The 11,952-nt window shown below is 70.1% G+C and carries 6 protein-coding genes; 3 read left to right on the plus strand and 3 right to left on the minus strand.

Annotated features, from left to right (window positions below):
- The first annotated feature begins 2 nt into the window (after window positions 1-2).
- Genes GTP90_RS19510 through pabB form a run of 3 tightly spaced genes read left to right on the plus strand, consistent with a single transcriptional unit; the run spans window position 3 to window position 3,213 of the window.
- Entirely contained in the window at window positions 3-731 is a 729-nt protein-coding gene (locus GTP90_RS19510; protein WP_371875087.1) for an HAD-IA family hydrolase, read from the plus strand.
- Between the two features lie 45 nt (window positions 732-776).
- Window positions 777-1,370, plus strand: a complete 594-nt coding sequence (gene slmA / locus GTP90_RS19515) for a nucleoid occlusion factor SlmA (protein ID WP_161085125.1) — start codon at window positions 777-779, stop codon at window positions 1,368-1,370.
- Window positions 1,360-3,213 (plus strand): aminodeoxychorismate synthase component I, encoded by a 1,854-nt coding sequence (gene pabB / locus GTP90_RS19520; RefSeq protein ID WP_161085126.1) that lies wholly within the window; start codon window positions 1,360-1,362, stop codon window positions 3,211-3,213. The genes slmA and pabB overlap by 11 nt, the downstream gene beginning before the upstream one ends.
- Here pabB and GTP90_RS19525 read toward each other — a convergent pair.
- From GTP90_RS19525 to GTP90_RS19535, 3 genes are all read right to left on the minus strand, one after another.
- Window positions 3,210-3,713 carry a GNAT family N-acetyltransferase gene (locus GTP90_RS19525; RefSeq protein WP_371875088.1) on the minus strand — a complete coding sequence of 168 codons (504 nt, stop codon included), beginning with the start codon at window positions 3,711-3,713 and terminating at the stop codon, window positions 3,210-3,212. The genes pabB and GTP90_RS19525 overlap by 4 nt on opposite strands.
- A gap of 78 nt (window positions 3,714-3,791) precedes the next feature.
- On the minus strand, window positions 3,792-5,507 hold the full coding sequence (locus GTP90_RS19530; RefSeq protein WP_161085127.1) for a ShlB/FhaC/HecB family hemolysin secretion/activation protein: 1,716 nt from the start codon (window positions 5,505-5,507) through the stop codon (window positions 3,792-3,794).
- A gap of 26 nt (window positions 5,508-5,533) precedes the next feature.
- Window positions 5,534-11,938, minus strand: coding sequence for a YDG domain-containing protein (locus tag GTP90_RS19535; protein ID WP_217432003.1), 6,405 nt, complete (start codon window positions 11,936-11,938; stop codon window positions 5,534-5,536).
- Window positions 11,939-11,952: the final 14 nt, after the last annotated feature.

The following is an 11,952-nucleotide window of genomic DNA, read 5'->3' on the forward strand; positions in this document are numbered from 1 at the left end:
AAGTGAACATTATTACCCGCAAATCCCCGGTGTGGCTATTCGATCTGGATAACACGCTGCACAACGCCTCGCACGCGATCTTCCCGGCGCTCATGGCCAACATGAACGTCTACATCGCCAATGTGCTGGGCGACGGCGTCACCCCCGCCGGCGAGGACGCCGTCAACGCCGCGCGCACGCTGTACTGGCAGCGCTACGGCGCCACCATGCTGGGACTGGTGAAGCACCATGGCGTGCAGGCCTCACACTTTCTCGACGTGACCCACCGCTTCGAACGGCTCACCGACATGATCCGCGCCGAGCGTGGCCTGCGCCAGCTGCTGCGCCGCCTGCCCGGCCGCAAGATCCTGCTGACCAACGCGCCGCACCGCTACTCGACGCAGGTGCTGCGCCACCTGGGATTGCAGCGCCACTTCAACCATCACATCTCGGTCGAGTCGATGACGGTGCACCGGCAGATGCGGCCCAAGCCATCCAAGCTGCTGCTGCGCAAACTGATGCGGCGCCACGGGCTCACGCCCGGCCGCTGCGTGCTGGTCGAGGACACGCTGGCCAACCTGCGCAGCGCCCACGCGCTGGGCATGCGCACCGCCTGGGTCACGCAATACCTGAAGGTGGGCGACGCGGTCGGCCTGGCGCATCCGCAAAAAAGGTTAATTCGCCCCGCTTATGTCGATGTCAAAGTAAAATCTGTCAGGAATTTGCCGGCGCGGTTGCACCATCTGCGCTGAAGCCAGGTCAAAAAGACATACCCATTCACTTATCCGCGAGATCACATGGCAAGCACACCGCCGGGCCAGCGCCGCATGCAGATCCTGCAGGCGCTGGCGGAGATGCTGGAACAACCCAAGGGCGAGAAGATCACCACCGCCGCGCTGGCGCGCAAGCTGGAGTTCTCCGAGGCCGCGCTGTACCGGCACTTCGCCAGCAAGGCGCAGATGTTCGAAGGGCTGATCGAGTTCATCGAGTCCTCGGTGTTCGGCCTGATCAACCGCATCGCCGAACGCCAGGGCGACGGCCTGGCGCAGGCGCGCGACATCGTCGGCATGCTGCTCAACTTCGCCAGCCAGAATCCGGGCATGACGCGGGTGCTGACCGGCGACGCGCTGGTGAACGAGGACGAGCGCCTGCAACTGCGCATGAACCAGTTCCACGACCGCGTGGAGCTGGCGCTCAAGCAGGCCTTGCGGCTGGCCGTGACCGAAGGCCAGGCGCACGAGGCGGACGTGCAGGCGCGCGCCTGCATGCTGGTGAGTTTCGTCATCGGCCGCTGGCACCGTTACGCCAAGAGTGGATTCAAGAACAACCCTGCGCAGGATGCGGCTTTGCAAATCGCCCTGCTGCTTCCGTATGTCGAAGATGAACGCTGAAGTATTCGCACTGCTGGACGACGCCAGCCCGGAAGGCACGCAAGCGCCGGGAGCGCGTTCGCGCCTGTACACAGGCCACACGGCCACGCTGCGCTGCGACGGCATCGGCCAGTGGCCGCAAGTGCTGGAGCAGATGCAGGCGGGGCTGGCGCGCGGCGAATACGCCGTCACCGTATGCAGCTACGAACTGGGCGCCGAATTGCTGCAACTGGGCGGACATGCGCCAGCCCCCGAAGCCGGACAGCCGCCGCTGGCGCAGATCCTGCTGTTCTCGCAATGCACGCCGCTGTCGCCGGCCGAGGTGGGCGACTGGCTGGCGGCGCGCTCCTTCCCGATCGACCGCCCGTCCGGCATCGCCAACATCCGTCCCAACATCGGCCAGGAAGCCTTTAGCGGGGCGCTGGCGCGCATTCACGACTACATCGAGGCCGGCGACACCTACCAGGTCAATTACACGTACAGGCTGCGTTTTGACGCGTTTGGCAGCGTCCACGCGCTGTACGCCCGCCTGCGCGGACGCCAGCCGGTGCCCTACGGCGCGCTGGTGGGGATGGAGGACGGCGGCGCCATCCTGTCGCTGTCGCCGGAACTGTTCGTGCGCCACGAGGACGGCGTGCTGACCGCGCGGCCGATGAAAGGCACGGCGCCCGCCGCGCCGCCGTCGCAGGCCGCCGAGAACATCCTGCGCGCCACCACGCTGGCCGCCGATCCGAAAAACCGCGCCGAGAACCTGATGATCGTCGACCTGCTGCGCAACGACATCGCCCGCGTCGCGCAGACCGGCAGCGTCGAAGTGCCGGCGCTGTTCGAGGTCCATCGCTACAGCAGCGTGCTGCAGATGACCTCCACCATCACCGCCAAACTGCGCGGCGACGCCACGCTGGCCGACATCTTCAACGCGCTGTACCCGTGCGGCTCGATCACCGGCGCGCCCAAGCGGCGCACCATGGAAATCATCCGCGAGCTGGAGCCGGACCCGCGCGGCATCTACACCGGCGCCATCGGCTGGTTCGATCCATCCAGCGACGGCAAGGTGGGCGACTTCTGCATGTCGGTGCCGATCCGCACCCTGATGCTGCAGCCGGCGGACAGCCCGAACGGCATCCGCCACGGCGAAATGGGCGTGGGCGCCGGCATCGTCTTCGACAGCGACGCGCAGGATGAATACGCCGAGTGCCAGCTCAAGGCGCGCTTCCTCACCGGCCTGAAAAACGAATTCGAGATTTTCGAAACCATGCGCGCCACGCGGGCGGACGGTGTGCGCCATCGAGCACGCCACCTGAAGCGGCTGGCGGCATCCGCGGCCTGCTTCGGCTACGCCTGGGACGAGGCGGCGGCCAACGCCTACCTGGACACCGCCTGCGCCATGCTGGACGCGGGCATCGACTATCGCCTGCGCCTGGCCTTGAGCGCGGCGGGCGCGTTCTCGGTGCAGCATGCGCCGCTGTCGGCGTTGACGGAGCCGGTGCGCGTGCTGCTGGCGCCGGACACCACCGAATCGGGCGACCTGTTCCTGCGCCACAAAACCAGTGTCCGCAGCCGCTACGACGCCGCCTGGCGCGACGCCGAGGCGCAAGGCGCGTTCGATACGCTGTTCTTCAACGAGCGCGGCGAACTGACCGAAGGTGGCCGCACCAACGTCTTCGTACACGTGGCCGGCCGCTGGCTGACGCCCGCCTTGAGCTGCGGCCTGCTCCCGGGCGTAATGCGCGGCGTGATGCTGGACGATCCGCAGTGGCAGGCCAGCGAAGCCGTCATCACGCGCGCGATGCTGGCGGCGGCCGACGAGATCGTGGTGTGCAACGCGCTACGCGGCGCCATGCGCGCCGTGCTGGCTAACTAGGCACGCCACTCCAGCATCTTGTACAGCCCGGAGTCCCCGGTCACGCGGAATCCGAGGCGCTCATACAAGCGCTGCGCCGGATTGCTGCCCTCCACCTGCATGCTGATGCCGGCGCCGTCGCGCGCGGCGTCCTGCTGCAGGCCGCGCAGCAGTTGCGTGCCATGGCCCTGCCCCCGCCACTCCGGCAGCAGCGAGATGTCGATCACGTGAGCCATGGCAGGCAGCCGCGCGACGTAGAAGCGCCCGATCGCCACGCCATCCAGTACGACAATATCGAAGTGCCCCTCAGGATAGGCCGCGCGGTAATGGCGGTCCTGCGCGTCGAACTGCATGCGCAGGAAGATCTCGGCCTGGCTGGAGTGCCAGCCGAACAAGCTGATTTCGTTGGCGCGGGTGGAGGCGTATAGGCCGCGCAGGAAGGCCTCGTCGGCGGGCTGGCTGGGCCGGAGTTCCAGCATCGCAGGTCGAACCGGAATCACAAAACCATCTACATAGGGCACGGCCGTCTCCTTTTCAGTGGGAGATTCAGGGTAGCCAAATCTGGCCCGCGTGACAAGCGGCGCACCGCTTGCCGGATCTCAGAAGTAGGTCGAGACGTTGAACCAGGCGCGGATGCGCGAGGAGCTGCCGTCGGCGTCGGCGCCCTTGCTGTTGCGGGCCGGATTGCTGCCCACCTTGGCCGCCACCTGGATCTGCACCACGGTGCGCTCCAGCGGACGCCAGCTCCAGCCCAGCCCCACGCCTTTGAGGCTGTAGCTGTTGCCCGGCCCACCGGCCGCCAGCGCGCCCTCGTACACCTTGTGGTTCAGCGTGATGTGGCCGTAGTCGAAGAAGGCCGCGATGTCGGACTTCAGCGCAGGCAGCTCGTAGTGGCCCTCGAGCGTCATCACATAACCCTCGTCGCCGCTGGCCTCCCCGGCCGGATAGGCGCGCACGCGTCCCGGCCCACCGAGCGACATCTTCTCGCCCGATTCGAGGTTGGCCGTGGCCAGCTGTCCGCTGACGCTGGCCGATACCATCACGCCGTCGCGCAGCCGCTGGTATTGGCTGGCCTGGTAGTTGGCGCGCACGAAATGGCCCTGGGTGCCGGCGGCATCGGCCGCCAGCGAGGCCGGATTGGCCGACAGGTCGACCTTGCCCGGCGTGACATCGAGCGAGGCGCTGGTGTAGCCGCCCAGCCAGCGGTATTGGCTGGTGTAGCCTATCCCCAGCGCCAGCGTGTCGACCCGCTTGTCGCTGGTGCGCACGCCGTTGGCGTCATTGGTGTAGCGCTTGTTGTCGTAGCCGGCGCGCAGCTGGATGTTGGTGTCGCCAGTGCGCAGCAGCGGATGCGTCACCAGCAGCTGCGCCACCTTGGCGCCACCGAAGCCGTTCAGCGACGCGAACTCCGCGCCGAGCTGGTAGCGCAGCGCCGAGTAGGCGGCGCCGACGCGGGTGCCGTGGTCGCCCACCGGCATCACGTAACCGGCGCGCAAATACTGGAAATCCGCGCCGGTGGTTGAACCGAGCAGCGAGGCCTGGCCGCCCGCGCCGCCGATATCGTTGAAGTTGATACCGCCCTGCGCGCGCACGCGGCCGGTGTAGCGGTTGGATGAGTTGTCCACACCGACGGTTCCACTGACAAGCGGCGTTTCGCTCAGCGCGATATCGAGTTCGGTTTCGCCCACGCGCGCACCGGGCGCCAGTTCGGCGCGCGCGGTCAGGCCGGGGAAATCGTCCGTCAGCAGCAGCGCGCGTTCCAGCGCGCTGTCGCGCAGCGGCTGGCCCACCGGCGTCAGCACGTCGAAATAGCGGCGCGCCTGCTCCGGCTTCAGGCGCACGGTGGCATCGGGCAGCAGCTTGATCTCGCCGACCCGACCTTCCAGCACGGTGATGCGCACCTCGCCCTGGCCCAGCTCCTGCGGCTGCAGCATGGCGGTGGCCAGCAGGTAGCCGCGCTCGCGGTAGCAGCTGGTGACGGCGTTGGCGGCGGCACTTAGTTCATCGAAGGTCAGCTCCCGGCCCGTATAGGGCTTGAGCAGCTCCTGCAGCGTCGCTTCCGGGACCGCGCCGGCGCCGTCGAACACGAAGCGGCGCACCATCACGCGCTGCGCGCCGCTCAGTTGAACGCCCTTGCGGGCCTTGCTGTCCGGGAGCACGGGGCCGCCGGTCCTGGGCGTCAGGATCAGTGCCGGCGGACGGTTGGTTTCCAGCAGGCGGCCAGCGTCCGGCGCCGGCGTGGTTTGCGCCAGCACCAGCGCGGGGGTGAGCAGTATCGCCAGCGCCAATGCGCCCGCGGTGTGATTGTGATGCACGTGGTTCCTTGGTTTCGTTTGCATTGTTATTCCGGGGTCCGCAGGCCGCCGTCGCGCGACGCCACCTGCGTACCGCCTGGCAGGATCGCCGTGCCGATGGCGGGGCCGGACGGCACGGCGAAGGTGGCATTCGCCCCGGTGCCGTCGTTGACGTTCAGGTTGGCCACGGCGGCAATGCGCGGCGCGGCGCCAGCACCGCTGCCGGCGGCCGGACCGGTGGCAGCGCGGACGTCCGCCAGGCGCTGCTGCGGCAAGTCCGGCGCGGTCGGCACGGCGAAGCTACTGACGCCCGGAGCGACCGGCATGACCGTTATCGTCGGCCGCACGATGGCGCCAATGGTGTCCGTCAACGGCACGCGCGGACTGGTCACCGTCAGCACGCCGTCAACGTAACTGACCTTGTAGTTCGGCAGATCGGCGCCGGCCAGGGTGATTGGATAAACGCCGACCGGCGACTGCACCGTGGCGCTGGTGCTGGCCGTGACCGCGCCGACCGCGTCGCCGGCCACCAGCCCGCCGACCGTGTAGCCCAGGGCCGGATTGGCGAAGCCGGCGGTGCGCGTCAGGCTGTTGGCGGTGATGGTCAGGTCCTTGCGCGCGATGGCGGCGGCGGTCGTGGCACTGGACGAGGCCAGCGTGTAGTTGCGGGCATCGGCGCCGCCCAGCGACAGGCCGCTGACCGTCACCGTCTTGCCGGCGCCGGCGTTCTTGTCGGCGAAGGCCGCGCTGCCGCCCAACACGTCCAGCACATCGCCGGCGATGCGGTTGTCGGCGACCGAGAACTGCGCGGCCACCGTGCCGTCGTAGACCTTGTCGGCCGCGCTCACGGTGGCGACCAGCGCGCGCGGCGTGATCGCGGCGCTGGCCTTGAGGCTGGCCGCGTCCAGTTTGTAGTTGCCGGCGTCGGCGCCGGACAAGGCGACGCCGCTCAGGACGATGTTCTTGCCCGCGCCGGCATTCTTGTCGGCGAACGCGCCGCTGCCGCTGATGCGCACCGCATCGCCGGCCAGCGCGTTCACGCTCAGGGCCACGCTGGCCGTGGTGCCGCCGTCGTAGACCTTGTCGGACGCCGTCACGCTGGCGCTCAACGCGCGCTGCGCGATCGTCGCGCTGCCCGCGCCAGCCACGGATATCGTGTAGTTGGCGGCATCGGCACCCGCCACCGTCACGCCGTCCAGCCGCACCTGCTGCACGCCGGCGTTCTTGCTGGCGAAACTGGCGCTGCCGGCCAGCGACAGCTCATCGCCCGCCACGCGGTCATCCTTGAACTGAATACTGGCGGCGGTGGTGCCGTCGTACACCTTGTCGGCCGCGCTGGCGCTGACGGCCAGCGCACGCGGCGTGATCGACGCGGAGGCGCTGCCGGAGGTGGTGGTCAGCCGGTAGTTGGCTGCATCCGCGCCGCTCAGCGACAGGCCGGACACGGTGATCGTCTTGCCCGTGCCGACGTTCTTGTCGCTGAACGCAGCCGACGACACGAAACCAAGGCTGTCACCGGCGAGGCGGTTGTCGGTGAACGTGAGCGTCGCGTTGGTGCCGCCGTCGTACACCTTGTCGTAACCGCTGGCGGTAAAGGTCAGGTCGCGCTGCGTGATCGTCCCGCTGCCGTTGGCGGTGGCCGACGCCAGCCGGTAGTTGCCGGCGTCGGCGCCGGACAGCGTCACACCGCTCACGCTGACGGCCTTGGCGGCGCCCGCGTTCTTGTCGGCGAAGGCCGCCGCGCCACCGGTCACCGTCAGCACGTCGCCGCCGATACGGTCGTCGCTCAGCGTGGCGCTGGCGGCGGTGGTGCCGTCGTAGACCTTGCTGGCGGCGCTGGCCGTCACGGCCAGCACGCGCGGCGTGATCGCGGCGCGCACCGGCGCATTGCCCAGCGCGAGCACGTAGTTGCCGCTGTCCGCGCCGCCCAGCGTCACGCCGGTCACACTGACCGTCTTGGCGCCGCCGGCGTTCTTGTCGGCGAAACTGGCGCTGGCGTTGTAGGCCAGGACGTCGCCGCGCACGCGGTCGTCGTTCCAGGCCAGGGCCGCCGCGGTGGTGCCGTCATAGACCTTGTCGACGCCCGCGGCGCCGGCGTTCAGCGTGCGCGGCGTGATGGCGCCGGTGCCGCCGCTGCCGGCCACGTCCAGCACGTAATTGCCGCTGTCCGCGCCGGACAGCGCGACGCCGCTGAAGGTCAGCGCCTTGTGGGCATCCACGTTCTTGTCCACATAGCTGGCGCTGCCGACGGTGACGTTCAACTGGTCGCCGCCGACACGGTTGTCGGCGAAGGTCACGCTGGCGGCGGTGGTGCCGTCGTACACCTTGCTCACGCCCGTGCCGCTGACGGTCAGCGTGCGCGGCGTGATGGCGGCGAGGGTGCTGGCGCCGGTGTTCGACAGCGTGTAGTTACGCGCATCGGCGCCGGACAGCGCGATGCCGCTCACGCTGACGGTCTTGCCGCTGCCGACATTCTTGTCCGCGTAGCTGGCGGCGTTGCTGGTGAAGCTGAGCACATCGCCGCCGACCCGGTCGTCCGTCATGCTCACAATGGCCGAGGTGGTGCCGTCGTACACCTTGCCGGCGCTGGCGATGCCCACGTTGAGCGCGCGCGCCGTGATGCTGCCGGTGGCGTCCAGGGTGGCCGGTGCGACCGCGTAGTTGCCGGCGTCCGCGCCGCTCAGGGTGATCCCGGTGACGCTGATGGTCTTGCCGGCGCCGACGTTCTTGTTGGCGTAGCTGGCGGTGCCGCCGACGGTGAACTGGTCGCCCGCGATGCGGCCGCTGTCGGTGTAGTCGACACGGGCGGCGACGGTGCCGTCATACACCTTGTCGCTGCCGGTCGCCGCGACCGTCAGCGTCTTTTGCGTGACGGTGCCGGTGCCGTTGACGGTGTTCGAGGCCAGCACGTAGTTGCCGGCATCGGCGCCGGACAGCGCCACGCCGGTCACGCTGAGCGCCTTGCCGCTGCCGGCGTTCTTGTCGGCGTAGGCGGCGGAGCCGCTGGCGGTCAGCGTCAGCTGGTCGCCCTGGATGCGGTTGTCGCCCAGCGTCGCCACGGCGGCGGTGGTGCCGTCGTAGACCCGCGTGACACCGCTGGCGGTGGCCGTCAGCGTGCGCGCGGTGATGCCGGCGGTGGTGGCGGCGCTGGTGGAGGCCAGCGTGTAGTTGCCCGCGTCCGCGCCACTGAGCGCGATGCCGGTCACGGTGACAGCCTTGCCGGCGCCGGCGTTCTTGTCGGCGTAGCTGGCGTTGGCGCCAAAGCCCAGCTGGTCGCCGGCCAGGCGGTCGTCATGGAAGTCCACATGGGCGGCGGTGGTGCCGTCGTACACCTTGTCCGCGCCGCTGACGCTGAACACCAGCGCCTTCGGCGTGATGACGCCGGTGCCGGTGGCGCTGCCCGCGGCCACCTGGTAGTTGCCGGCGTCGGCGCCGCTCAGCGTGATGCCGGACACGGTGACGCTGCGGTTGCCGGCATTCTTGCTGTCATAATTGGCGCTGCCGGCCAGCGCCAGCTGGTCGCCGGCCACGCGGTCGTCGCCCAGCGTCACGCTGGCGGCGGTGGTGCCGTCATAAACCTTGCCGGCCGCGCCGACGGACACCGTCAGCGCGCGCTGCGTGATGGCGCCGGTGGTGGTGGCGTTGCCGCCCACAGCCAGCACATAGTTGCCGGCATCGGCGCCGCCGATCGACACGCTGCCGATGGCGACCGCCTTGCCGCCGCCGGCGTTCTTGTCGGCGTAGCTGGCGCTGCCGCCGTAGGTGATGGCGTCGCCGGCCACGCGGTCGTCGCTGTAGGTGACGGTGGCGGCGGTGGTGCCGTCGTACACCTTGGTGGCGCCGGTGGCGACCGCGTTCAGCGTGCGCGCCGTGATGCTGCCGGTGCCGCTGGCGCTGGACGAGGCCAGCACGTAGTTGCCGGCGTCGGCGCCGCCCAGCGCCAGCCCGGACGCGGTCACGGTCTTGCCGTTGCCGACGTTCTTGTCGGCGTAGGTGGAGGCGGCGGCGGACACGGTCAGCACGTCGCCGTTCACGCGGTCGTCGCCCAGCGCGATGGTGGCGCCGCTGTTGCCGTCGTAGACCTTGCTGGCGCCGGTGGCGCTGACGTTCAACGTGCGTGCCGTGATGGCGGCCTGCGTGGTGACGCTGGCCGCGCCCAGCGCGTAGTTGGCCGCGTCCGCGCCGGACAGCGTGATGCCGCCCACGGTGATGGTCTTGGCGGCGCCGGCCTGCTTGTCGGCGTAGCTGGCGCTGCCCGAACCCAGCACCAGCTGGTCGCCGGCGATGCGGTCGTCGCCCAGCGTCACGCTGGCGGTGGTGTTGCCGTCGTAGACCTTGCCGGCGCTGGTGGCGCTGGCGTTGAGGGTGCGCGGCGTGATGCTGGCGGTGGTGGCCGCCGTGCTGCTGCTCAGCGTGTAGTTGCCGGCGTCGGCGCCGCCCAGCGTGATGCCGCTGACGGCCACGCTCTTGCCGGCTTGCGCGTTCTTGTCGGCGAAGCTGGCGTTGCCGCTGATACTGAGCGCATCGCCGTTGATCGCATCGCTGCTGTAGTTGACGCTCGCGTTGCGGGTGCCGTCGTACACCTTGTCGATGCCGGCCGCCGCCACGGTCAGCGCTTTCGGTGTCACCGTCAGCATCGCGCCGTTGCCGGCCAGGTTGATGGTGTAGCCCATCGCGCTAGCCAGCGTGCCCTGGCCGATGGCGTAGCTGCCGGCGTTCCTGCCGCCGCCGGCCACGCCGAGCGCACCGCTCAACGCGGCGGAGATGTCGCCGTCGATATAGCCGCTGACCGAATAGGCCAGCGGACCCGCGCCCTGGCCGTCATACACCTTGCTGGCGTTGGCGGCGGTGATGGTCAGCGTCGGCGCGACCGAATACAGGAACCAGTTGCCGGCGGCGGCGTAGGCCGGCGTGCCGCCGCCGTAGCTTTGTGCGTAATGCTTGTTGTACGCGGCGGCGGACACGCCCTCCACGCTGGTGGCCGGATTGGCGGCATACACCAGGAAGCGTCCGGCGCCGGTCAGGTTCAGGCCAGCGCCCAGCGGCGTCGCCTGCGCGGAATTGTTGGTGAACAGGCCGCCGCCTGCCGGGCCGGCCACCACCTCGATGGCGGTGCCGCTGCCCGACGCGGACAGCACGCCGCCCGCGCCCAGCGCCACGGTGCCGACGGTCGGCCCCTGGTTCTTCAGGCTGATGCCGCGCGCCGTGACGGCGGCGTTCACCTGCAGCGCGCCGTTGTCGCGGTTGGTCTTGCCGCTGCCGTCGGCGATCGCCAGGCTGACATCGCCGCCGCTGGTGAGCGCGGCGTTGACCGTCAGCGTGGCGGCGCCGGCGTCGCGGTCGGCGTCGACCGGGCCGGTGGACGGCGTCGGCTTGCTGTCGTTGGCCACCACCGTCAGCGAGCCGCTGCCCAGCGTGATGGCGGAATTGAGGACCACGCTGCGGCCGGCCTGCAGCGTCAGCGAACCGGCGCCGGCGCCGGCGTTGATCGCGCTGCCGCTGTCGAGCGTCAGGTCGTTGCTGGCCTGGAGCGTGAGCGAAACGCCGCTGGCCAGCTGCGCCGCCAGCGCGACCGAGCTGACGGTGGAGGTGCCGCCGCTCGGGTTGGCGTAGAACTGGTTGTCGGCCGGCGACGGCGCCAGCACGAAAGCGTGGACGCTGCCGCTGCCGGCGGTGCCGGCCAGCGCGCCGTCGCTGTACGGCGCGCCGACCACTAGGCGGTCGCCGGCGCCGTTGAGCGCCACCGCGAAGCCGAAGCTGTCGTAGTCGTTGAGCGGGACATCCACGTTTGGCGCGCCGCCATAGCCGCGGCCCAGCGTGGCGCTCAGCACCGGCGTGGCGTAGCCGGTGTTGGCGAAGTCGTAGATGCGCACCGCGCCCGGCCCGAGGGTGGCGCCGCCGCTGGCGGGCGACGATGGCGCGCCCACCGCCAGCCGGGTGCCGGCCGCGTTGAAGGCCAGCGCGGAGCCGAAATATTCGCCGTCGAGCAGCGCCACGTTGGTGTTGTTGCCGCCGCTGGCGCCCGTGCTCAGTTTGCGCAGCAGCGCCGGGGCGGCGCTGCTGTCGTACAGGTAGACCGCGCCCCGGCCGTTGCTCTCGCCGATGGCGCCCACGGCCAGGCGGTCGCCGGCGCCGTTGTAGGCCAGCGCGGTGCCGAACAGCGCGTCGCCGCCGCTGCCGTTGATGGTGGCGGTGCGGGTGATCGCGGCCAGGTCGCTATTGGTGTACAGATGGGCGGCGCCGGCATTGGTGCCGGCCGTGCCGTCGTACAGCGCGCCCACCGCCAGCTTGCTGCCGTCGTTGTTGAGCGCGACCGCCGTGCCGAAGGCGTCGGCGAACGCGCCGCGCGGATTGGCCACCGTGGCCGTGGTGGCGGCGCCGCTGAAATTGGCGCCGCTGTAGCGGTACTCGTACACCTGGCCGGCGCCGCCCTGCTGGCCCGGCGCGCCCACCGCCAGCGTGCGGC

The organism is Duganella vulcania (assembly GCF_009857655.1).
Lineage (GTDB): Bacteria > Pseudomonadota > Gammaproteobacteria > Burkholderiales > Burkholderiaceae_D > Rugamonas > Rugamonas vulcania.

Coding starts and splice junctions, on each gene's coding strand:
- slmA (WP_161085125.1), top strand. CDS start 777: ATGGCAAGCACACCGCCGGGCCAGCGCCGCATGCAGATCCTGCAGGCG.
- pabB (WP_161085126.1), top strand. CDS start 1,360: ATGAACGCTGAAGTATTCGCACTGCTGGACGACGCCAGCCCGGAAGGC.